A 23499-nucleotide genomic window follows, 5' to 3' on the forward strand; every position below is an offset into this window, starting at 1 on the left:
CCAGCGCCGCTGAAGCCGCGGCGCCCGCCTTGCGGCGGCGCGCAAGCGCTCAGGTGGTGCCGTGGTGCTTGCCCTGCCAGGGTTTGTACCAGTCGCGGATGCGGCGCATGTCGGCTTCCATGTCGTCGCCGAGATGGAACTCCTGGCCGATCCCGATGACTTTGTCCGGGTAATGGAAATAGGCCGGAATCACCGGCACGTCGGCGGCCTTGGCGATCTTCCAGAAACCGGCCTTCCAGCGCTCGACCACTTTGCGCGTGCCTTCCGGGGCGATTCCGAGCCAGAACTTCTCGGCGCCGCGGATCATCGCGGTGGCCTGGTCGATCACGCCGTGCGCGGCGCTGCGGTCGATCGGGATCACCCCCAGCCGGCGCAGCAGCCAGCCCAGCCCCGGCACCCGGAACAACGACTCCTTGGCGATGATCTTCACGTCCAGGCCGAGCGCGGCCTTGGCGGCGAAGCCCCACACGCCGTCCCAGTTGGACGAGTGCGGGGCGCCGATCAGCACCGCGCGCGGCACGTCGGGAAACTGGCCGACCATGCGCCAGCCGCCCAGGCGCAGGATGCTGCGGCCGATCCAACGGGTCAGACGGTTGGGCGGAACCCGCGGCGCGTTCGGCGGCAGCGGCAGGACGACGTCGTCCGTGGCGGTTCGGTCGGCAGGCATGCGCGCGCGGCTCTCCTTCAATCCCAACTGCGTTGCGAACGCTCGCGCTTGGTCGCGCTGCGTTCGCGCTTGGCCCCGAGCCGGCGCTCCTTGGCGGCGCGGCTGGGCTTGGTGGCGATGCGCGGCTTGGGCGCGCGCAAGCCGCTGTCGACGAACGCCGCCAGACGCTCGCGCGCGTCCTCGCGGTTGCGTTCCTGGGTGCGGAAACGCTGCGCGCTGATCACCAGCACGCCCTCGCCGGTCATGCGCCGGTCGCGCTTGGCCAACAGCCGCGCGCGCACCGCCTCGGGCAGGGTCGGTGACTGCGCGACATCGAAGCGCAGCTCCACCGCCGTGGCGACCTTGTTGACGTTTTGCCCGCCGGGGCCGGTCGAGCGCACGAAGCGTTCGACCAGCTCCTGTTCGGGGATGGTGATGGACTGGGCCGTCATGCGTTCCTCCGCGGGCGATTGTAGACCGGCGCGCGACCGCGCCGATGACGTCGCCTTGGCGTTACCGGCCGGTACCGCAGCGACTGCGACCGCTGTCGTTGACGGGGCCGGAACGGAGGGGGACCATGCCCGAACCGGTCGATGGAGGACATCCGCATGAAGCGCCCCCTGCTGTTTTCGCTGCTCGCGCCGGCCCTGGCCTGCGCGCTCGCCGCCCCGGCCTGGGCCCAGTACGACCCGGCCAACGTCGACGCGATGGCCTCGCCGCGCGCCCAGCAGCAGATGCGCCAGTCGGCCCAGGCGGTGGCCGAAACCATGGTCGGACGCCGCGCCAACGCCACCGACCAGCGCGTCCTGGACCAGTACATGAGCCAGCAGAATGCACTGGCGCGGCAGCTGCAGAGCGCCGCCCATGCCGCCGGCGGCGCCCTGCCCGCCGGCTACGGCACCGCGCCCGCGTACCTCGAGGCGGGCGACGAAGGCTATGCCAGCCTGCCCCACGACAGCCGCGACGGCGAGCTCAGCCCGTCCGAGCTGCAGGCCCTGACCCGGCTGGCGCAAACCCCGGAAGGCCGGCGGGTGATGCAGCAGCTGAGCCAGCAGGGCTACGACGTCGGCAACCGCGGCGCGGCCTACGGCTACGGCAGCGGGCCGGCGCAGAAGCCGGGCCGGGTGCTCGGCCAGGCCTTCCTGCTCGACCTGCTCAACGCCGCGCACAACTCCGCGCTGCGGCCGAAGGTCATCTACAAGGACGGTTCGCGGCCCTGATTCCGCCGCGGGGCCGGCAGCGGCCAGCCGCCTGCACGCCTGCGGCGCCGACCCCTCGTCGCACGCATTGACGCCGCCGTGCGCGGCGCCGACCATGCCGGCTTCTTTCATGGAGGAAGCCCGATGCGTCTGTCCCGCCCCCTGCTCGCCGCGGCCCTGTCCGCCGCGTTCTGTCTTGCCCCGGCCCAGGCCGCGCGCCCGACCGACGCCCAGATCGACCAGCTGATGGAGTCGATGAACTACGAGCGCATGAGGCGCGAGATCGTGCAGCAGATGCGCGGTTCGGCTGAAATGATGGCCCAGGCCGCCGCCGGCGATCAGCTCACTCCCGAACAGCGCGCCAACCTCGCCAAGGCGATGGAAAAGCAGATGGCGTCGGTGGAGAAACTGCTGGAGTGGAAGCAGGTCGCGCCGATCTACCGCAAGGTGTACGGCGACGTGTTCGAAGCCGCCGAAGTGCAGGCGATGATCGATTTCTACCGCACCCCGGCCGGCAAGAGCATCCTGGAAAAGATGCCGCTGGCGATGGGCCGCACCATGCAGGAAATGCAGCCGCTGATGAAGCGCCTGTTCGAAGACATGCAACGCGATCTGCAGCGCGACATGCAGGCGTTGATGCTCGAGTCCGGCGATCACGCCGGCCACGATCACGGCCACGAGCCGGTCCCGGCGCCGTATGCCCCGCCGGCGCCCCCTGCGCCTCCGGCCCCGCCGAAACCGTCCAAGGGCGACTGAGCCCGCGCCGCCTCGCTCAGCCCGACGGCGGCGCGTCCAGGCCGAACAACGCCAGCGCCTTGGCGAACTCGGCGTCGACCCGCGCCGACGCCTCGATCCGGCGCCCGTCCGCCGGATGAGCGAACGCCAGGCGCTGCGCGTGCAGCAGCATGCGATGGATGCCGAGCATGCGGAACTGGCGGTTGTGGCGGCCATCGCCGTGGCTGGTGTCGCCGATCAGGTGATGCGAGAGGTGCTTGAGGTGGCGGCGGATCTGGCGGAAGCGCCCGGTCAGCGGCTGCGCCCGCAACAGCGCGTAGCGCGAGGTGGGGAATCCGGCCGAAGGCAGGTCCAGCTCGGCCCGTGCCAGCACCCGGAACCGCGTCTGCGCCGGCTTCTTGAGCGGCTTGCCGGGGCCGCCGTCGAGGTCGTGATCGACCTCGAACGCGTCCTCGCCCGGCCAGCCGCGGCACACGGCCAGATAGTCCTTTTCCACCTCGCGCGACATCAGCACCTTGCCCAGGGCCGAAGCCGTCTCGCGCTCGAACGCCAGCAACAGGCAGCCGCTGGTGGCCCGGTCGAGGCGGTGGACCAGGAAGATCGGCCGGCCGAACTGCTCGCGCAGGCGGTCGGCGACGAAGTCGGTCTCGCCGCGCGCCAGCGCGCTGTCGTGAACCATCAGCCCCGCCGGCTTGTCGATGACTGCCAGGACCTCGTCGGCGTACAGCACCGGTAGTGCGCTGTCGGCGGCGGCAGGGTTCGGAATTGCATCGTTCATGCGGCCGGGCATCGCCTCGAAAGTGTCCGGCGGCTATTTTCGTCTATTGCGTCCGGCGCTCCCAGCCCGGCGCCGTTCACAGGAAGCTTTCATGACGCCGTTTCTGCCTTCGCCCCGCCCCGCCCTGCTCGCCGCCGCACTGGCCCTGGCCTGCGCCTTCGGTCCTGCCGCAGCCGCGCCGGCGCCGTTGCCGGCGGGCGTGCAGGCCGGCCCCTGCGTCGAGGGCATCTGCGAATACCGGCTCGGCAACGGCCTGCGCGTGCTGCTGTTCCCCGACGCGAGCCGGCCGACGGTGACCGTGAACCTGATCTACCGGGTCGGCTCCAAGCAGGAGAACTACGGCGAAACCGGCATGGCGCACCTGCTGGAGCATCTGCTGTTCAAAGGCACGCCGACGCATCGCGACATTCCCGGCGAGATGAAGAAGCGCGGCATCGGCTTCAACGCCGAGACCTCGCTGGAGCGCACCAACTACTACGCCAGTTTCCCCGCCAACGATGCCACCCTGGACTGGCTGCTCGGCCTGGAAGCCGACCGCATGGTCCACTCCGACATCGCCCGCAAGGACCTCGACAGCGAGATGACGGTGGTCCGCAACGAAATGGAGAACGGCGAGAACAGCCCGGCCGCGGCGCTGGTCGAACGGGTGCGATCGACCGCCTACCTGTGGCACCGCTACGGCAACAGCACCATCGGCGCGCGCAGCGACGTCGAAGGCGTGCCGATCGAACGCCTGCAGGCCTATTACCGCGCCTGGTACCGGCCCGACAACGCGACCCTGGTGCTGGCCGGCCGCTTCGACCCCGCCGCGACCTTGGGCTCGATCGCGCGCCGCTTCGGCCCGATCGCGCGTCCGGCCGAACCGATGCGGTCGTTCTACACGGTCGAGCCGGCGCAGGACGGCGAACGCGAAGTCACCGTGCGCCGGGTCGGCGACATCCGCCTGCTGATGGCCGCCTACCACATCCCGGCCGCGACCCACGCCGACGCGGCCGCGCTGGCCGTACTCGAAGACGTGCTCGGCCACGTGCCGGGCGGGCGCCTGCACAAGGCCCTGGTCGAAACCGGCCTGGCGGCCAGCGCCGGCGGCGGCGCCGAACAGATGCGCGACCCGGGCTTGTTCAGCGCGATCGCGGCCTTGCCCAAGGACGGCGACGAGGCCAAGGCCCGGCAAGCCCTGCTCGACCAGCTCGAACAGATCGCACGCCAGCCGGTCACCGCGGCCGAAGTCGAAGCCGCGCAGCAACGGCTGCGCAACGGCTTCGAACTGGCCTACACCAACGTGTCCTCGGTCGCGATGGGCCTGTCCGACGCGGTCGCCAGCGGCGACTGGCGGCTGTACTTCCATCAGCGCGATGCGCTGGACAAGGTCACCGCGCAGGACGTCAACCGGGTCGCGCGCGACTATCTGACCGCCAACAACCGCACCTTCGGCCGCTTCGTGCCCAGCCAGACCGCGCAGCGCGCGGCGATCCCCGCCGCCCCGGATGCTGCCGTCCTGCTCAAGGACTACGTCGGCAAGGCCGCGGTCGCGGCCGGCGAGCATTTCGATCCGACTCCGGCCAACATCCAGGCGCGCACCGAAACCGTGGTCATCGACACCGGCGGCGGGCGCTCGCTCAAGCTCGCCCTGCTGCCGAAAAAGACCCGCGGCGGCACGGTCAGCGTCACCGCCTCGTTCAATTTCGGCAACGTCGACGCGCTCAAAGGCCGCGAAGTCGCCGGCAGCGTCGCCGGCGCGCTGATGATGCGCGGCGCGCAAGGCCTGAGCCGCGAGCAGATCGACCAGCGCTTCGATGCGCTCAAGACTGCCGCGCGCGTCGGCGGCAGCCTGCAGTCGGCGCGCATCGACCTGACCACCCGCCGCGAACAACTCGCCGACGCGCTGTCCCTGGCGGCGCAGGTGCTGCGCACGCCGACCTATCCCGATGCCGAATTCGAGCAGTACCGGCTGCAGGCGATCACCGGCATGGAAGCCTCGCGCCAGGAGCCCGGCAGCATCGCCGGCCTGGCCCTGGCCAAGCACTTCGACCCGTGGCCGGCCGGGCATCCGTTGCGCGCGCTGAGCCTGGACGAATCGCTGGCCGCGCTCAAAGCGCTCAAGCTCGCCGACGTGCGCGCCTTCCACCGCGACTTCTACGGCACGGCCGAAGGCCAGATCAGCGTGGTCGGCGATTTCGACCCGGTCGCGCTCAAGCGCCAGTTGCAAAGCCTGTTCGCCGATTGGCGCGCGCCGCAGGCGTTCGCGCCGATCGCCACAAGTTACACCGCGGTCGCCGCCGAACAGCGCCGCTTCGAAACCCCGGACAAGCCCAACGGCGTGTTGCTGGCGCGCGCCAACCTCTCGCTGAAGGACACCGATCCCGACTACCCGGCCCTGGTCGCAGCCAACTACATCCTCGGCGGCGGCACGATCAAGTCGCGCCTGGGCGACCGCATCCGCCAGCGCGACGGCCTCAGTTACGGAGTCGGCAGCGACATCGACGCCGACGCCAGCCGCGACGGCCGCGACGACGCCGGCAACTGGTCGGTGGAGGCGATCGCCGCGCCGGAGAACCTGGACAAGGTCGAACGCGCCATGCGCGAGGAAATCGACCGCCTGCTGCGCGACGGCGTGCAGGCCGACGAATTGCGCGATGCGGTGTCCGGCCTGCTGACCCAGCGCGAACAGGCGCGCGCCTCCGACGCCGCCATCGCCGCGGGGCTGGCCGGCAATCTGTTCTACGGCCGTACCATGCAGTTCTCCGCCGACTTCGACGCCGCGCTCAAGGCGCTGACCGTCGATCAGGTCAACGCCGCGATCCGCAAGCACCTCAAGCCGGACCAGCTCAGCGTCTACCTGGCCGGCGATTTCGCCGCCGCGGCCAAAGGCGGCTCGCCGGCGAAGGCTCCGGCCACGGGGGCGGCATCCGCGGCCGGCGATGCCGGCGCGGGCCAGTAAGCGCGGCCGGACGCCGACAGGCCGTGCCGGGTGGCCGGCGGATGCGCGCTCGGCTACGGACGCTCGCGCCGCGGCCGGCGAGCTCGCAGTCGCGGCTCGCGCCGCTCCTACCCCGCGCGCATCGTCGTCCGCACCCGCTCTATAGCTTCCCTTTGAAAAGGAAGCGGAGGGATTCAGGTTGCCGTTGCTGCTGCCGCGCCCTACCCGCCGCGCGGCCGCCGCGGCCATGCCGCCAGCAGGGCCCACAGGCCGCCCAGTCCGGCGATCCAGGACGAGGCCGGGATCGACCAGAACCTCGGCCCGCCGGACTCCATGCCGTACAGCACCGCCGCCACGATTAGCAGGCCGGTGCCGAGAATCGCCGACACCGTGCGCCGCACCGCATCCTGGATGCTGCGGTTGAGATCGATGATGTCCTGCGAGCGCATCTTCAGCTCGTGCTCGCCCGAGACCTGCTGGTTCAACCAGGTGTGCAGCAGCCGCGGCATTTCCGGCGCGCGCGTGACCAGCTCCGGCAGGCGCTTGCGGAACTCGCCGGCCAACCGCTGCGGGCTGTAGCGCTCCAGCAGGATGCGCTGCAGCACCGGCCGCGCCACCGCCCAGATGTCGAGCTTGGGATCGAGCAGGCGGCCGACGCCTTCGATGTTGAGCAGGGTCTTCTGCAGCAGGATCAGCTGCGGCTGCAGGGTCAGTTCGTAGCGCTGCGCGGTGCGGAACAGCTTGACCAGCACCTCGGCCAGCGAGATCTCGCTCAGCGGCCGGGTGAAGTACGGCTCGCACACCGCGCGCGTGGCGGCCTCGAGCTCGTCGATGCGCATGTGCGCCGGAATCCAGCCGGCCTGCACATGCAGCTCGGCGATGCGGCGGTAGTCGCGGTTGAAGATCGCCATGAAGTTCTCGGCGAGGTAGTACTGATCCTCGTCCGACAACTGGCCCATGATGCCGAAGTCCAGGGCGATGAAGCGCGGATTGCTGCGCCGCGCGGGATCGCTGTCGACCCAGATGTTGCCGGCGTGGGCATCGGCGTGGAAGAAATTGTCGCGGAACACCTGGGTGTAGAACACCCGCACGCCCTTGGCGGCCAGCGCCCGGCGGTCGATGCCGGCGGCGTCCAGCGCGGCGATGTCGTCGGAGGGAATGCCGTAGACCCGCTCCAGGGTCAGCGCGCGCTCGCTGGTGTGCGACCAGATCACCTCCGGCACGTACATGTCGTCGCTGTCGGCCCAGAACCGGCGCAGCACGCTGGCGTTGGCGCCTTCGCGCTGCAGGTCCAGCTCGGCCGCCAGCGTGCTCTCGATCTCGGCCACTACCGCGCGCGGGCGGATCTTGTCGGCCTTGGGATGGGCGCGCTCGACCAGCGCGGCCAGCGCCTTGAGCAGGGCGATGTCGCCCGCGATCTTGCCCTCGATGTCGGGGCGCAGCACCTTGACCACGACCTCGCGCCCGCCGTGCAGGCGCGCGGCGTGGACCTGGGCGATCGAGGCCGAGGCCAGCGGCTCGATATCGAAGGAGTCGAAGGCCTCGTCGATGCGCCGCTCCAGCGCCGCCTCGACGATCCTGCGCGCGGTCTCGCCGTCGAACGGCGCGACCCGGTCCTGCAGCAGGGCCAGCTCGATCGCGATGTCCGGCGGCACCAGGTCGCGGCGGGTGGAGAGGATCTGGCCGAACTTGACGAAGATCGGCCCCAGTTCCTGCAACGCCAGGCGCAGGCGCGCGCCGCGCGACATCGCCGCGACCTCGGCCGAGGCGCGCGGCACGAACGGCCGCGCCAGCTTGAGCCAACGCTCGAACGGAGTGTCGTCGAGCAGCGCGTCCAGACGATAGCGCAGCAGCACGCGGCCGATGCGCCAGGCGCGGGCGGCCGACCTCATGCGCGCCGCCCGGCGCGGTCGCGCAAGCGCGCCACGCGCGCGGCCAGGCGCTCGACGTCGTCGCGCACCGCGTCGACGTCGTCGTGGAAGGCGTTGAGTTCGTCGCGCGGCACCACGTCGCGCGATTCCTCGGTCACGTACTCGGCGACGTTGCCGGCCAGCGCGCCGGCGGCGCCGCGAGCGTGGCGCAGGGCCGCGGCGATGGTGTCGGCGATCTGCACCCCGAGCACTTCGCCGAAGGCCGCGGCGAAGGGTTGGCGCCAGTCCGGATCGAAACGCTCGGCCAGCCGCTGCAGGCGCCGGGCCAGATCGGCATCGCCTTCGATGCGCAGCTGCCCGACCGGCGCGGCGCGCTCGTTGCGCGCTGCGCCGAGCAGGTTCGGCAATTGCGACAGGATCGCGCCCAGGGTGCTGCGCACGGCCAGATCGGGCTCGTCGCTGCTGCGCACCGGGCCCACTTCGAGCTGGTCGCCGGCGACCAGGATCCGCATCGCCAGCGACGGCGAGGCCAGGTGCAGGGCGATGCTGCGTCCGTCGAGCGCGCGCAGCCCGTCGCGGGTGTCGGGGTCGAGCGCCAGGGCGCGGTTCAGCGCAGCTTCGAGGGCGCGTCCGGCCAAGGGCTTGAGCGCATCCAGGGGCGAGGCGGAGTCGGTCATGCGGCCATTCTAGCCGGCTCGCCGCAAGCGGCCGTCAGGGGCGGCCCGAAGCCGCCAGATGATGCGCACGCACCCGCTCCAGCCCCTCGTCGAAACCGACCCGGGGGACATAGCCGAAATCGCGCCGCGCCGGGCCCATGTCGTACCAGTGCACGGTCGACAGCTGTTCGGCCAGGAACCGGGTCATCGGCGGCTCGCCCTTGAGCGGCAACAGCGTCCACAGCCCTTCGCAGACCGCGCCGATGAGGTAGGCGGCGCGGAACGGCAGGGTCTTGTCGACCTGCGGCGCGCCGACCGCGCCGAGCAGGCCGTTGACCGTCTCGCGCACCGTGCGCGGGTCGCCGTTGCTGATGAAATAAGCCTTGCCGGCGCAGGCCGCGCCGGGGGCGAGGTGTTCGAAGGCGTCGAAATGCGCCTGCGCCGCATTGTCGATGTAGGTCGTGTCCATGCGGTTGTAGCCGCCGCCGACGAAGCGCAGGCGGCCCTGGCGCGCGCGTTCGACCAGGCGCGGCAGCAATTGATTGTCGCCCACGCCCCAGATCAGGCGTGGGCGCAACGCCACGGTCGCCAGGTCCGGACCATTCGCGGCCAGCACCGCTTTCTCGGCGACGGTCTTGGTGGTGGCGTAGGCGGCCTTGAAGCCTTCGCCGTAGGGCACGGTCTCGGCGGTGCCGCCTTCGACCGGGTGGGTCGCGCGGTGGGTCACGCTGGGCGTGGAGGTGTAGACCAGCCGGCCGATGCGGTGCGCGCGGCAGGCGTCGATCACGTTCTGGGTGCCGACCACGTTGGCCTGGTGGTAGCTCTGGTAGCTGCCCCAGGCACCGGCCTTGGCGGCATTGTGGAAGACCGCCTCGCAACCGCTGGCGGCGGCGATCACCGCCTCGCGGTCGGCGAGGTCGCCCTGCACCTGGGTCACGCCGATCTCGTCCAGCGCCGGATAGCGGCCGCGGTTGAAGCTGACCACCTCGTGGCCGCGCGCGACCAAACCGCGACACAGGGCCTGGCCGAGAAAACCGCCGCCGCCGGTGACCAGGATCTTCATCGTCGAAAACTTCCGTGAAAGCGCAGCGCGCGGCTGCGGAGAGGCTTGCGCATGATAGGCCGCGTGGATGGGCTTGGCACGGACGGCAGCCGGGAACGCTTTGCGCCCGCCACGAAGGCGACAGCAGCAAGAGCAAATCCCTACGCCCGCCGCACGGCCTTCCCCCCCCTCAGTCAAAAGGGCAACCGCAGTTCACGACTCAGGGAAGGCGGCTCACGCTACCCGGTTGCGGCGACGACGTCCGGCTCCTGGCTCCTGGCTCCCGACTCCCGACTCGCGACTCCCGAACGCGCCACCCTGCGTCGTTTCGACGCAGCCCGCGGGCTTGTCAGCCCTGCGCCGCCTGCGCGGCGAGCTTCTCGCGGCCGATCTTGGCGTTGTGGCGGATATCGACCGGGAACCCCGGGTGGAAGCGGATCCGCTCGATCCCGGCGGTATGCGCGAACTGCGCGCCGATCGCGCGCAACTCGCCGGCGATGCGCTCGCACTCCGCCGACGGCGTACGCGGATCGTGCAGTTCCACCCACAGCAACGGCTGCTGCGCGCCGAACGCGCCGGTGCCGACCAGGGCGGTGCGGCGCACCTTGGGATGGGTGTTGAACACCGGTTCGACCTGCTCGGTGTACAGCGGGCCGTGCGCGGTCTCGACCCGGTGGGTCTTGCGCCCGCAAAACCAAAGCCGCCCTTCCTCGTCGAGATAGCCGACATCGCCCATGCGATGGACGATGCGCTCGACGCCGTCGCGGACCTCGCGGATCTTGGCCGACCGGGTCGCGGCATCGCGGCGGAAATAGCTGTCGGTCGCGGTCGGCCCGGCGACGGTGATCTCGCCGACCGCGCCGGCCGGCAGCACCCAGTCGTCCGACCATTGCTCGATCGGCGCATCGTCGATGCGGATGATCCGCACCTCGTTGCGCGGCACCGGCCGGCCGACGCAGGTACCGGCGCCGCGCTCGGTCGCGGCGCGGGTGGATTGCAGCTCGCGGCCTTCGATCACCGCCACCGGCAAACATTCGGTGGCGCCGTACGGAGTCCAGAACTGAGCATCGCGCGGCAGCAGTTCGCGCAGCGCGGCGACCGTGTCGGGCGGCACCGGCGCGCCGGCCGACGTGACCCGCTTCACCCCCGGCAAGGGCTGGCCATGGCGCGCCAGCACCGCCATCAATGCCGGCGAACCGAACAACTGGTCGACGCCGAAGCGATGGATCGCATCGAGCAGCTTGACCGGATCGGCCTGCGCCGGCCGGGTCGGGTCCATGTCGGGAATGATCGAGGTCAGCCCCAACGCCGGGTCGAACAGCGCGAACGGCGGGAACGTCGGCAAATCGACGCCGCCCGGCATCAGGCCGAAGGCCTCGCCCATCATTTCGATCTGGGCGACGAAATGCCGGTGCCGGAACACCACGCCCTTGGGCACGCCGGTCGAGCCGCTGGTGAACACCACGGCGGCGACCTCGTCGGCCTGGGTGTCGGCCAGTTGCGAAGCCGCGCCGGCGCCGGCGCGCTCGATCCGCTGCAGCGTGTCTTCGGCCAGGAACGCATAGCGCCCGGTGGTGATGCGAATCCGCGCCGACTTGGCCCAGCCCAGCACCACCCGCGCGATATGCGCCAGCGGAATGCCGATGAAGGCCTCCGGCGCGGCCTCGTCCAGGCACTGGCGCAGCGCGCGCTTGTCGATGCCCGGGTCGATCAGCACCGGCACCGCGCCGAGCTTGAACAGCGCGAACATCAGCAGGAAGAACTCCGGCGACGGCCGCACCATCACCGCGGTGCGGGTGCCGCGGACGATGCCGCGCGCGGCCAGGCCGGCGGCGATCGCGTCGCTGCGCCGGTCCAGCTCGCCGTAGCTCAGGGCGACATCGTAAGCGGCCAGACCGTCGGCGCGGCGCGTGCCGGGGCAGCGCATGGCGATGCGTTCGGGCGACTGCGCGGCCAGCGCCGGCAGCGCGGAGGCGATGTTGCAGCGTTCGCCTTGCGCGGCGGAAGCATCAGGGCTCATCGGCTCAGCCCAGCCGGTGGCGGTCGAGGAAGGCGCGCATTTCCGGCACCAGCAGCGCCGCCTTGTCTTCCAGCACGTAATGGCCGGCGTCCTCGAAGGCGCGCACCTGCGCCTGCGGCAGCGCGTCGGTGAAGCCCTTGAGGAAGTGATGGTCGAACACGAAATCGCGCAGGCCCCAGCCGATGAAGGCCGGACGGTCGGCGTACTGCGGCAGCTTGGCCGCCATCGCCTGCACCAGCGGCCAGGCCTTGTCGCCCTCGCCGAGCGGGATGTCCTGGACGAAGCGCGAGGTGGCGATGCGGTTGGCCCAGGAATCGTATGGAGCCAGATAGGCGCGGCGCACCTCGGCCGGCATCGGCGTGGCCACGCCCAGGCGCGCGGCGCCGCCGGCGAAAGCGTTGAGGCCGCGGATCAGGCCGGTGCCCAGGGCCGAATCGCGGCCCAGGCGCAGGCGCTTGGGCAGCGGCTTGGCCGCCGGCAACGGGAACGCGCCGGTGTTGGTGACGATCAGGCGCTGGATCTGCTCGCCGTGCTTGAGCCCCCAGCCGAAGCCGATGCCGCCGCCCCAGTCGTGCACCGCCAGGCTCATCGGCCCGGTCACGCCCAGGTGCTGCAACAGCCGCTCGACGTCGTCGACCCGCGATTGCAGGGTGTATTCGTAGCGCTCGTCGCCGGGTTTGTCCGACAGGCCCATGCCGACATGGTCGGGGACGATGCAGCGATAGCGGTCGCGCAGCCCCAGCACCAGCTTGCGCCAGTAATAGCTCCACGACGGGTTGCCGTGCAGCATCACCACGACCTCGCCGTCGCGCGGGCCTTCGTCGAGATAGCTCATCGCGATCCCGGGGCGGACTTCGAAGCGCTGCGGCTGGAACGGGTAGTCGGGGAAACTGCGGCTGGACGTCATCGGCGGCTCGTGGACGGCGCGCGGCGGGCGCGCCCTGGGCGGACAGGGGCGCCATTATCGGCTGCCGGGGGCCGATGGGGAATTTTCCGGGCCGCGCGGCCCGATCCGGGGCCCCGACCGCTCCCGCCGGGCCGTCCGCCGCCGCTCCGGCCAAGCTCAGGCCGGTGCCGCCTCCGGCGCGAACTTGCGCCACAGGGCTTCGAACTGGCCGACGAAGCAGCGCAACAGGTTGGCGTCGTCGGTGACCACCAGGTTCTCCTCGTTGCTGGTGGTGGCGCTGCGGGTCCAGTTGAAGCTGCCGTTGGCCAGCACCCGGCCGTCGAACACGGCGAACTTGTGGTGCATGTGGAACGGACTGTCGTCGATCCGCACCGGCACGCCGAGCTCGCGCAGGCGCAACACATCGCTGCCTTCGTCGAACTTCTTGTCGTTGTCGCTGAGCACGCGCACGGCGATGCCGCGCCGGTGGCAGGCGACGATCTCCTCGGCCAGGCGGTCGTCGGAAATGGTGTAGACGCAGATGTCCAGGCTGCGCTTGGCGCCGCGGCACAGCTCGCGCAGTTTGCGCAGGCAGGCGTCGCCGGGCGCGAAGTAGGCGCTGGATACGGTCGCGGGCGCGGCCGCGACCACGTCCAGGGTCTTGACCACCTGCTCCAGCCAGCGCAACGCGTCGAGCGTGCGCGCCGGTTCGGTCAGCATCAGCTCGCGCGACATGTCGAAGGCGCGGTTGCGCAGGTAGCGCACCCGGTCGGCGGCCAGGCCGGCGCCGAGTTCGCGCAGTTCGAACTTTTCCTCGTTGTCGAGCTGGGCGTCGGCGATGCTGTCGCGCAAGGCCTGGTCGAGTCGGGCGAAGTCCATGCTCGGTCCTCAGCGCGGCACGCGGCCGTTGAGCCGGTCGGCGAATTCGTTGAGCGCGCGCTGCAGTTCGCGCTGTTGCTCGGTCATCGCCGCGCGGGTCGGCGCATCCTGGAGCTCGCGTTCGCCGAGCTGCTTGAACAGTTCGACCAGGGCCTCGTTGATCCGCGCCTGGCGATCGCCGCTGTCCTGCAGCCGCTCGACCAACGGGTGCAGGGCCTGCTGCAACGAGGGGCCGAGCCCGTGCAGCAATTCGGCCAGAGGCTGCGCGGCCGGTACCGGGACAGCTTGCTCCGGCGCTGCGGCGACGCGCGCCTCGTTCTGCGCCGTGCTCAGGCGTTCCAGCGCGGCCAGCAACTGCGGCCACGGCGCCGGCTCGGGCCCGGCGACCGGCGTCGCTGCGGTCTGCGCGGCCGCATCCAGGCCGCGCACGCTTTCGACCAGATCGGCCAGCTGCGCCACCACCCGCCCGCCGACGTCGTCGTCGGCCGCGCCCATCGCCTTGTTGCGCAGGAAATCGCGCTTGATCTGCGCCCAGCGCGCGCTCTGCGCCGGGTCGAGGAGGCCGCGCAGCTCGCCGAGCTTCAGCAGGTTCTCCTCCGCGCCCGAGGTCAGCAGCTGCGCTTCGCCCAGGTAATGATCGCCGATCAACTGCTGCAGCTCGGCCGGATTCATCACCGGCGAGATCTTCTCGGCCAGCTTGTTCATGTTGCGGTAGCTGCCCTGCAGCTTGAACGGCGGTTCGACCCGATAGCGTTCGGCCTGGGCCGCGCTGGCGATGTATTGCTGGTTGACCTTGTAGACCACGTCGCGCACCACGATCAGCCGTTCCAGGGTCGCGACGATCTCGTTGATCTCCGCGCCGCTGTAGGCATGGCTGAGTTCGTTGGCCGAAAACGCGCCGCCCTCGGCCTTGGCGACGAAGCGGTACAGGTCGGCCATCTCGCGCGTGGCCAGCGGCGCCAGCACCGGGTTGCTGGTCAGGCTGTTCTCGATGTAGCTGAGCAGGAACGCCTGCTCCATGCCGCCGAGCACGTCGCCGAGGTTGTAGATGTCGGCGCGGTTGGCCAGCATGTCCGGAATCTTGAACACCTCGCCGGACTCGGTGTACGGGTTGCCTGCCATGACCACGCAGAACTTCTTGCCGCGCATGTCGTAGGTGCGGGTGCGGCCTTTCCACACGCCCTCGATGCGGCGAGTGCCGTCGCACAGCGAGATGAACTTCTGCAGGAACTCGGGATGAGTGTGCTGGATGTCGTCGACGTACAGCATCACGTTGTTGCCCATCTCCAGCGCCAGGTTGAGCTTTTCCAGCTCCTGCCGTGAGGTCGCGTCCGGCGCCTGCGCCGGGTCGAGCGAGCGCACCTCGTGGCCCAGCGCGGGGCCGTTGATCTTCATGAAGATCAGGCCCAGCCGGTGCGCCACATACTCCATCAGCGTGGTTTTTCCGTAGCCGGGCGGCGAGATCATCATCAGCAGGCCCATCAGGTCGCTGCGCTTGCTCTCGCCGACCGTGCCCATCTGCTTGGCCAGGTTGTCGCCGATCACGCCCAGGTAGACGTCGTTGATCAGCTTGTTGCGCACGAACGAGCTCAGCGGCCGCGGCTTGAACTCCTCCAGGCGCAGCGCCGCGCGCTCGCGTGCGACCACCTGCTGGCGCAGGGCGTGGTAGCGCTGGAAGCCGGGCACGAAGCGCTCGCGATGCTCGCGCAGGCGCGCCGACCAGTCGTCGATCGCCACGGTCATGCGGCCCCCGGCGATGCGCGGATGCTCGCCGAGCAGGCCTTGCACGGTCGCGCCGAGATCGAGTTCGGTCGGCAGCCTGGGGAAGCGTTCGTCGAGCAGCAGCAGGGCCGCCGCCTCCGTCGCGTAGGGCGCCAGCGGCGCCAGCTCCGGCGTGCGCGCCAGCGCCTCGACCCAGTGCAGGGCCAGCGCCCAGCGCGCGCCCAGGCGCTGTTCCAGGCTCTGCAGCGCGGCGGCGAAGCCGTCCCACATGCGCGCCGCGGTCAGCTTCTCGCGCAACGCCTTGGCCAACCGCTGGCCGTATTTGCTGACCGCGAACTGCGGCCGCTCCGCCGCCAGCTCCAGGCTCAGATACTCGGCCGCACCGCCGTGCAGCGTCGGCTCCAGGGCCAGCGTCTGCTGCTCGGCGTAAGCCTGCAGTGCCGCCGCGATCTCCGCGCGCAAGGTCTGCAGGGCCTCGCCGGCGCCGAACAGGCGCTCGACGTCGGCGGCCGTGCGCGCGCGCTGCGGCCATTGCCGCGCGGCGTCGCTCTCGCCGGCCTGCGACCAGAACAGCATCGCCCAGGCCCGCTCCGCCGGCGCGTAGGCCAGGCGGCCGGCGCTGTCGCGCAGCGGCAACAAGGCTTGCAAGATCAAGGCGGCATCGTGGTCGTGGATGCCTTTCTCGTAGCCTTCGCGGTAGCGCGGAGCGGCGAAGTCGCGCAGGCTCCGCGCCAACGCCTCGGGCTGGGCCAGCTGTTGGCGCAGCAGGTCCAGGCTGAGGCCCTCGCGCTGCGCCTGGGCCGCCTCGATCGCCAGTCCGGCCAGGTACTCGCCGCGGTACAGCTGCGGCGACTCGGAATCCAGCGACACGCCCCAGTAGGCGCGCGCCGCGTCCAGCTCGGCGTCGGCGATCGGCTCGAAGAAGTCGGTGCCGGTCAGGTGCAGATGCAACGCGTCGCCGCGCGGCATCAGGGTCAGGTCCAGCTCCTGGGTGTTGACGCTGAAACGGTGGCGCGGACCGAGCTTGATCACGTCGCCGCCGGCTTCGAACAGCTCGCTGCGGTCGCGCAGCGCGCGCACCGCCTGGTCGCGCGCGCCCTTGAGTCGGGCCTCGACGTCGTCGGCCTTGACGCTGTCCTTGAGCGCGCGCAGGCGCTCGGCCAGTTCGCGCAGTTTGAGGATCAGCGCGTCGCCGGCGAAAAAAGCGTTGAGTTCGTCGGCGTCGGCGAAGCGCGCCGTGCGCCGTCCCAGGCCTTCGAGAATACGGGTCGCAGCGTCCATCACCGCCTGCGCCTTGCGCTGGCGGTCGTCGAGCAAAGCCTGCTTGTGCGCCTCGAAGGTTTCCAGCAACTCCTCGCGCTTGGCCAGGATGTCGCCGAGGAAGCCTTCGTGCTCGCCGAACTGGCTTTCCAGTTCCTCCAGCTGCACCAGCAGGCGCGAGAGTTGCTCGTCGGCCTTCTCCGGGTCCTGGGCCAGGGCCAGCGCGCTGGCGACGCTCTGCCCGAACAGGCTGAACTGCGCGCCGAACTGAGCCACCGATTCGGCCGAGCCGAGCTGCTTGCGGCGTTGCTCGGCCCGCGCCTTGGCCTGGTTGAGTTTGGCGTAGATTCCGGAGATCGTCTCGACGATGCGGGTGCGCTGGGTGGCATCGTCGACCTTGAGCGTGGCCATCAGCGCCGACAGCATGTCCAGGTCGGCCGACATGGCCTGCATCTGCGTCAGCGGTTCGGCCAGCTGGGCCACGCTGACGGCCTGCTGCGCCTGCGCCTCCAGCGCCTGCAGGCGCTCGCCCAACGGCGCCAGCGCCTTGTCGTCGGCGAGGAAGGCGCCCGTGGCGGCACCGATGCGCGCGTGCGCGGCGACCAGCGCCTGCTCCATCGCGTCGATCGCGGCCACGTCGATGTAGCGGTAGTCGCGGATGGTCAGCAGATGCCCGCGCTGCGCGGCTAGGCCGTTGAGCGCGTCGACGAACTCCTGCGCCCGGTTCCAGTTCTCCGGCTGCAGGCTGTCGAGCAGGGCCTTGTGCTTGCGCTGCGCCTCGCCCAGCGCGCGCTCGGACTGGCCGCGGATGCTCTCCACCTTCTCGTACTCGTCCAGTACCGACTCAGCGGTAGCGGCGATCTCGCGCAACAGCGGCGCCAGTTCGCCGCAATCGGGCTCGGCCAGCCAGTGGTGGGCATCGAACAGGCGGCGGGTGTTCTGGGCTAGCAGACCGTAGCGCTGCGCCGAGACTTCGCCGGCCTCGATCTCGCGGCTGAGGCTGACCAGTTCGGACACGCCGCGCACCAGCTCGGCATTGCCGATCTTGCCCATGAAGGTATTGCCGGCCGGCTGCCGCGCCGCGTATTCGTCGCTGGCGTAGGGCGTTTGCCAGACCTGCATCGGATGGACCCGGGTCGGCTCGTCGCTTTCGGTGGCGAAGATCACCATGCGCCCGTCTTCCAGGCGCGCATAACCGTGGCCGAAGATCGGCGTCTGCAGGCGACGCTCGATCATGTTGTAGGTGAACATGGCCGTGCGGCCCTGCTCGGGTTCGTAGAACAGGTACAGCACGTCCTCGCCGTTGGGCGAGCGGATGCTGCGCTTGTAGCGCATGCCCTGCATCGACTGTTCGAAGCGTTTGTGCTCGCCGCTTTGCAGGTAGTAGCCGCCGGGGAAAATGATGCCGTGGTCTTCCGGCAACTGGACGCAGGCCAGGCCGATCTCGTCCAGGCGCACCACCTTGCGGCTGAGGGTGTTGAACACCAGGTAGCGCCAATGCTCCTCGCGGTACGGCAGGATCTTGAGCAGGATCAGGCTGCCGACCTGGGCGTAGTCGACCTGGGCGTCGTCCAGCGACTGGGTCTTGTCGGCGACCGGTTCGCGGTAGATGCCCTGGCCGTCCTCGGTGTTGTTCTCGACCTTGATGGTCAAGTCGCCGTTGACGGTCTCGACGAATACGCTGTCGAGGATGTTCAGATGCGGGTGGCGGCCGTTGACCGTCCTGTCGCGGCCGGCGCGGACCCACTCGAAGTCGTACGGCGCGGGCAGGGCGATGTCGCGTTCGCCGCGGTTGTCGATGTAGCGCACCTCGCCGTCGGGCGAGACCGACCAACGGAACACGCGCAGGTCGGTGATGCGCTCGCCGATCTGGAACGCGGCCAGCAGCTTGCCGTCGCGCACGATCAGCTGGATCAGCCGGGTGTGCTTGTAATAGGCGTAGAGCTCGCGGAAGTCATTGGCGAAGCTGTCGACGCCGAGGAAGCTGCCCTTGAGCTCGACCGGCGTGACATCGTAGCCCTCCGGCCCCTGCACCAGCTTGTACAGGCAGAACACGTCGGCGACCGCGGTCTCCTTCTTGAGCCCCATGAACACGTTGTAGCCGAACAGCAGGCAGTCGCCGACTTGGACGATGTCGCGGGCGACGCAGTTGTGTTCGGTGCGGATGCGGAAGCGGCCGATGGCCTCCATCTGGCTGCTGCCGAATTCCTCCAGGCGCCGCCGGTTCAAGTCCTGGGCGATACCGCGCAGACGCTGGCCCTGTTCGGCCAGGCGCTTGCTCAGCACTTCGTACGCGCCGCCCTGGGCCACCGCCTGGTCGACCGCCGCGCCGCCCTCGCCCTTGGCCGCCGCCGCGACCGCTTGAGTGTCCGCCATGTGTCCGTCCTAACCCTCCGGCCGGCCGCGCACGGCCGGCGTCACACCGATGCGCCGCCGAGCGGCGGCGCGTTCCCTGGTCCGGCCGCCGCTCAGGAGTCCAGCGCGGCCTCGCCGGCGAGCTTGCCGTCGCCCTTGCCGTCGGCCTTGACCAACAGCCGCTGCAACACGTCCTGCACGATCGGGCTCTTGCCGGCCACGCCTTCGATCGCCTTGCCGACCGACAGCGCCTTGGCGAAGGAATCGAAGAACGCGCCCTCGCCGCCGACGATGTCGATGTTGGCCTTGCTGAGCGCGGCGGCCAGCACCTCGGACTGCTCCTTGGCGATTTCCTTGTTCGCCTCGATGCCGGCCAGGGCCTGCTCGAAGCTCTTCTCCAACTGCATGCGGAACTCTTCGTGGGCGCGGGCCTGATCGCTGAGCGAATCCAGCGCGCCGAACTTCTGCCCCAGGCCCTCGGCCTCGGCCTTGAACTTCTGCAGCAACACCTCGGCTTCCGACAGGCCCAGGTCCTTGGTCGCCTTGGCCTTGGCCACGCCGAGCTGTTCCTCGCCGCGCGCCTGCGCGAACAGGTTTTCTTCCAGCACCTTGGCGTCGGCCAGGCCCTGTTTCTGCTTGGCCTCGGCCTGGACTTCGATCACCCGCGCCTGGGCCAAGCCCTTTTCCTGCTCGCCGCGGGCCTCGGCGGCCAGGGTTTCGGCGATGACGCGCGCCTGCGCCAGGCCCTCCTTCTCGGCCGCCGCCGCGGCCACTTCGCGTACCCGCGCATCGGCCAGGCCCGGCGCGGCGCGCTCGGCCTCGATGCCTTCGGCCAGTTTCTTCTTGGCCTCGGCGCTTTTGCCGGCCGCTTCCAGTTCGGCCTGGGCCAGCACGGTCATCTGCGCCGCCTTGTGCTTGGACGCGACTTCGTCGGCCTCGGCCTGCTTGACCTGGCGCACCAGCTCTTCCTCGGCCGCGGCCTGCGCGGCGAGCACGGTGACCTGCTTGGCGCGGTCGGCTTCCGACACCTGCCGCACTTCCTTGATCCGCTCCTCTTCCTGGGCCACGGTCTTCTCTACCGCGATCCGCTCGCGGATCACGTTGGCGATGTCCTTGCGCTGCTCTTCCAGCGCCTTTTCTTTGTCGATCCGGTTCAGCTCGACCTCGCGCTCGCGGGCCACCACTTCCAGGTCCTTGGCCCGGGTCACCTTCTCGACCTCGATCACCACCGCGCGCTGGCGGTTCTGCTGCGCGACTTCGACTTCGCGAAGACGATTCTCTTCGCGAATGTCGAGCTGTTCCTGCACCGCGATGCGCGCCTGCTCGGCCTTGAGCCGCTCTTCCTCGCGCACCTTGGCGGTCTCGGCTTCCTCGCGCGCCTTGATCGTCTCGATCTCGCGCTTCTGCCGCGCCTCGGCGTCGGCCTGCTGGCGCTCCAGGGCCAGCATGGCCTCGCGGGTTTCGACGTTCTTCTTGGTGATCGCCAGCTGCTCGTTGCGCTCGAGCTCGTTGGTGATGACGTTCTGCGCCGCGGTCAGCTCGGTGATCTTGCGGATGCCCTCGGCGTCGAGGATGTTGTTCGGGTCCAGCGAGGCCTTCGGGGTCTGCTCGAGGTAGTCGATCGCCACGTCCTCGAGCACGTAGCCGTTGAGGTCGTTGCCGATCACCTCGATGATGCGGTCGCGGAACTCCTGCCGGTTCTCGAACAGCTTGACGAACTCGATCTGCTTGCCGACGGTCTTCAGCGCCTCGGAGAACTTGGCGTTGAACAGTTCGTTGACCGCGGTGCGGTCGGAGGCGCGGTCGACGCCGATCGCCTTGGCGACCTTGAGCACGTCCTGCTGGGTCTCGTTGACCCGCAGGTAGAACGCGACGGTGATGTCGGCGCGCATGTTGTCCTTGCAGATCAGGCCGTCTTTGGCCCGGCGGTCGACTTCCAGGGTGATCAGGGAGATCTGCATGAACTCCTTCTTGTAGATCACCGGATAGACCAGCGCGCCGGTGAAATGCACCTTCGGCGTGGACGACATGTCGTTGACGATCAAGGCCGTGCCCTGCGGCACCTTGATGTAGAAGGCTTTGAACATCAGCAACATGACGAACAGGATCAGCAGCGACACGCCGATCAGCGTCAGCACCATGATTGCAGTACCCATTTGCATCTCCCTATGACTCAAACAGCAAGATTCGACCGTCCTCATGCGCGGCCGCGGCGGCCGCTGCGACTCCGACGCCGGACGGACGCCGTCGGACGGATTGCGTCGCGGCTCAGCTGCCGCGGAACTCGTCCTCGCTGACCACGCGGTAGGCATTGCGGTCTTCGAGGTATTCGATCAGCACCACGCGGTCGCCGCGCTGGAAGCGCACCGGGTCGTCGTCGCGGATCTGCAGGATCAGCCCGGCGCCGCCGTCTTCCATGCTGGCGGTGCCGGTGACGGCGTTGACCGGGCTGCGCACCACCGCGACCTGGCCCAGGATCGGCCGCGGCGGGCCGGGCTGCATCTTGCGCAGCAATCGGCGCAGCGGACGCAGCGCCAGGGCCGAAACCGGAATCGCCACGGCGAAGGCGATCACGATCGCGGCCACGCCGCCGGCGATCTGCAGCGCGACGCCGGGCAGATGCCGCAGCAAGTAAACGTCGGCCAGGTAGGTCAGGGCCCAGGACACGCCGATCAGCACGCTCAGCACCACGGTCACCGGGATGCCGCCCAGGCCCAGCCGCATCAGCGGGTCGAACAGGCCTTGCTGGTGGTGGTGAGCGCCGTCGGCGAGGGTGTGGTCGCCCAGGCCGTGGCCGCCGTGACCGTGACCGTCGCCGCCGATCCAGCCGTCGATCATCTCGCCGCCGACCAGGCCCAGCGCCGACAGCAGCCAATAGCCGATCACCACGCCGAGCAGCACGGTGTAGAACGCCGTCGGCAACGAAAACACCGTGGTCAGAAATTCGCCCATCGCCCCTCCCCTTCCGCTTCCCGCTCGCCGCGCACGGCGCGGCACGATGCCGGTCAGCCCGGCAGCTTCTGTCGCAAGCGTTGCAACACCGCTTCGGCGCCGGCCTCGTCGCGCAGAATCCCGGCTTCGCGCAGCTTGCGCTCCAATGCGTCGCCGCCGTCCTGGCGCGCGAGTTCGGCCGCGGCCTCCATGCGCGCGCCGCGCTCGGCCTGCTTGCGCTTGATCCGCGCCAGCGAGTCGACTGCGGTCTGCAGCCGGCTTTGCGGGCCGGCGTAGCGGTGCGCGACCGCGGCCTGGGCGCGCTGCATGCTTTCGGTCGCCTTGACCGTGTCCAATTGCTGCTTCAGCCGGCGGATATTGCCCTCGGCCATGGCGATGGCCTTGCGCAGCTCGGTCGCGGCCGCGGCGAGCTGGGCGACATGGCCTTCCTGCTCGCGCCGATGCGCTTCCAGTTGCACCACCTTGTCGGCCACTTCCAGCGCCAGCGACTGGTCGCCGGCCTGCAGCGCCTTGAGCGCATAGCCTTCGTACTCGCCGACCTTGTCGGCCGAATCGCTCAGCTCGCGTTCGGCCAGCTTGTGCCGCGCCATCAGCTGCGCCAGCGATTCGCGCGACTGGCGCAGCTCCAGGTCGCAATCGCGGATTTCCTGGTCGAGGATGCGCAGCGCCTGACTGTCGGCCAGCGCTTCGCCGAGCTCGTGCGCGCCGCCGCGCAGCGAGGTCAGCAGTTTGTTCCAGATGCCTTCGCTGCCGTCGGACTTGGGCATGTCAGGCCGCCTCCAGCAGCAGCTGCGGTTCGTAGGCCTCGGTGGCCTTGATGACGTTGTCGGCCAGGGTTTCGATTTCGTACAGGACGTTGGACAACGACGAGGCCGCGCTCAGCGCACCGAACATCATGTACACCGCCTCGCCGTCGGCCAGGGTCTCGATGCCGATGGTCGACAGCGGGAAGAAGGCCTTGTGGGTGCGCAGCACCTCTTCGTTGAACGCGGCCGGATCGCGCACGTGGGCCACCGGCCACAGCAGCGCCTCGACCACGATCTGCTCGCCGACCACGGCCACGAACAGCGGCAGGTCGCCGTATTCGGCCATGACCAGGTGCAGGCTGGCTTCGGCGCCGTCGATCAGCTCGATCTGCGAGTCGCCGTAGACGAATTCTTCGGTCTGCGTCAGGGCCTCGTACAGCCCGCGCGCGGTCCAGACCTTGCCATCGCTCATCGTGCCCTCTCCTCGTGCCCGCGCCGGCATCGCCCCGCGCGGTTGCCGCATGCGCTTTTCCACCGCCAGCAGTTCGTCGGCGAACTCCGGCAATACCCACAGCTCTTTCTTGACCAGCCCCTTCTCGCGCAGGCGTTCGCGATGGCGGCGCTGGTAGTAGGCGGAGGATCGGCGTTGTTCCATGGCGTTCACATTACGGCATCACATGTGATTGCTGCAAGACATGACATGTGAGAGTCGACGAACGGCAAGGCGACGTGGACCGCGCGCCAGACAGCTTTTTTGGATCAATGGCTTAGAGCCCATCTCGGGACCGGTCCGGGCGTCGTGCGCCATTGCGCAAAGAACGAAAAGGGGGGC

At 69.8% G+C, this 23499-nt stretch carries 17 protein-coding genes; 3 read left to right on the plus strand and 14 right to left on the minus strand.

Features of this window, described 5'->3' with window-relative positions:
• Nucleotides 1–49: 49 nt before the first annotated feature.
• Together TX83_RS16420 and arfB are read right to left on the minus strand one after the other, a co-directional pair.
• Entirely contained in the window at nt 50–667 is a 618-nt protein-coding gene (locus TX83_RS16420; RefSeq protein ID WP_064749114.1) for a lysophospholipid acyltransferase family protein, read from the minus strand.
• Nucleotides 668–684: 17 nt separating this feature from the next.
• Nucleotides 685–1098: an alternative ribosome rescue aminoacyl-tRNA hydrolase ArfB gene (gene arfB, locus TX83_RS16425; protein WP_064749048.1), complete on the minus strand. Its 414-nt coding sequence runs from the start codon at nt 1096–1098 to the stop codon at nt 685–687.
• A 156-nt stretch (nt 1099–1254) separates the two neighbouring features.
• On the opposite strand from arfB, the gene TX83_RS16430 reads away from it, so the two are divergent.
• Entirely contained in the window at nt 1255–1866 is a 612-nt protein-coding gene (locus TX83_RS16430) for a hypothetical protein (RefSeq protein ID WP_064749050.1), read from the plus strand.
• A 123-nt stretch (nt 1867–1989) separates the two neighbouring features.
• Nucleotides 1990–2601, plus strand: a complete 612-nt coding sequence (locus TX83_RS16435) for a DUF2059 domain-containing protein (RefSeq protein ID WP_064749052.1) — start codon at nt 1990–1992, stop codon at nt 2599–2601.
• A 16-nt stretch (nt 2602–2617) separates the two neighbouring features.
• On the opposite strand, the gene TX83_RS16440 is transcribed toward TX83_RS16435, so the two are convergent.
• On the minus strand, nt 2618–3358 hold the full coding sequence (locus TX83_RS16440; RefSeq protein WP_425606085.1) for a pseudouridine synthase: 741 nt from the start codon (nt 3356–3358) through the stop codon (nt 2618–2620).
• Nucleotides 3359–3449: 91 nt separating this feature from the next.
• Between TX83_RS16440 and TX83_RS16445 the strand changes: the two genes are divergently transcribed.
• A complete protein-coding gene (locus tag TX83_RS16445) occupies nt 3450–6299 on the plus strand; it encodes a M16 family metallopeptidase (protein WP_064749056.1) in 2850 nt (949 codons plus the stop codon).
• A 200-nt stretch (nt 6300–6499) separates the two neighbouring features.
• On the opposite strand, the gene ubiB is transcribed toward TX83_RS16445, so the two are convergent.
• The 11 genes from ubiB to TX83_RS16500 all read right to left on the minus strand — a co-directional run bounded on the left by ubiB (nt 6500) and on the right by TX83_RS16500 (nt 23322).
• The gene (gene ubiB / locus TX83_RS16450) at nt 6500–8170 is read right to left on the minus strand and encodes a ubiquinone biosynthesis regulatory protein kinase UbiB (protein WP_064749057.1); all 1671 of its coding nucleotides are present in this window, start codon (nt 8168–8170) and stop codon (nt 6500–6502) included.
• The gene (locus TX83_RS16455; RefSeq protein WP_064749059.1) at nt 8167–8826 is read right to left on the minus strand and encodes a ubiquinone biosynthesis accessory factor UbiJ; all 660 of its coding nucleotides are present in this window, start codon (nt 8824–8826) and stop codon (nt 8167–8169) included. Before TX83_RS16455 ends, ubiB begins: the two co-directional genes overlap by 4 nt.
• Nucleotides 8827–8860: 34 nt before the next feature.
• On the minus strand, nt 8861–9868 hold the full coding sequence (gene oleD / locus TX83_RS16460; RefSeq protein WP_064749060.1) for a 2-alkyl-3-oxoalkanoate reductase: 1008 nt from the start codon (nt 9866–9868) through the stop codon (nt 8861–8863).
• A gap of 328 nt (nt 9869–10196) precedes the next feature.
• A complete protein-coding gene (gene oleC, locus TX83_RS16465) occupies nt 10197–11867 on the minus strand; it encodes an olefin beta-lactone synthetase (RefSeq protein ID WP_064749061.1) in 1671 nt (556 codons plus the stop codon).
• Nucleotides 11868–11871: 4 nt separating this feature from the next.
• Nucleotides 11872–12774: an alpha/beta fold hydrolase gene (locus TX83_RS16470; RefSeq protein ID WP_064749062.1), complete on the minus strand. Its 903-nt coding sequence runs from the start codon at nt 12772–12774 to the stop codon at nt 11872–11874.
• 156 nt (nt 12775–12930) lie between these two features.
• Nucleotides 12931–13632 (minus strand): phospholipase D-like domain-containing protein, encoded by a 702-nt coding sequence (locus TX83_RS16475; RefSeq protein WP_064749063.1) that lies wholly within the window; start codon nt 13630–13632, stop codon nt 12931–12933.
• Nucleotides 13633–13641: 9 nt separating this feature from the next.
• A complete protein-coding gene (locus tag TX83_RS16480) occupies nt 13642–18990 on the minus strand; it encodes a DNA repair ATPase (protein WP_079248267.1) in 5349 nt (1782 codons plus the stop codon).
• A 92-nt stretch (nt 18991–19082) separates the two neighbouring features.
• Complete coding sequence (locus TX83_RS16485) at nt 19083–21125, minus strand: flotillin family protein (protein WP_222423780.1); 2043 nt, start codon at nt 21123–21125, stop codon at nt 19083–19085.
• Between the two features lie 112 nt (nt 21126–21237).
• Nucleotides 21238–21921, minus strand: coding sequence for a hypothetical protein (locus tag TX83_RS16490; RefSeq protein ID WP_064749065.1), 684 nt, complete (start codon nt 21919–21921; stop codon nt 21238–21240).
• Nucleotides 21922–21974: 53 nt separating this feature from the next.
• Complete coding sequence (locus TX83_RS16495) at nt 21975–22688, minus strand: PspA/IM30 family protein (RefSeq protein ID WP_064749066.1); 714 nt, start codon at nt 22686–22688, stop codon at nt 21975–21977.
• Between the two features lies 1 nt (nt 22689).
• On the minus strand, nt 22690–23322 hold the full coding sequence (locus tag TX83_RS16500; RefSeq protein ID WP_064749067.1) for a DUF2170 family protein: 633 nt from the start codon (nt 23320–23322) through the stop codon (nt 22690–22692).
• Nucleotides 23323–23499 lie beyond the last annotated feature (177 nt).

This window comes from Lysobacter antibioticus HS124 (genome assembly GCF_000336385.2).
GTDB lineage: Bacteria > Pseudomonadota > Gammaproteobacteria > Xanthomonadales > Xanthomonadaceae > Lysobacter > Lysobacter firmicutimachus.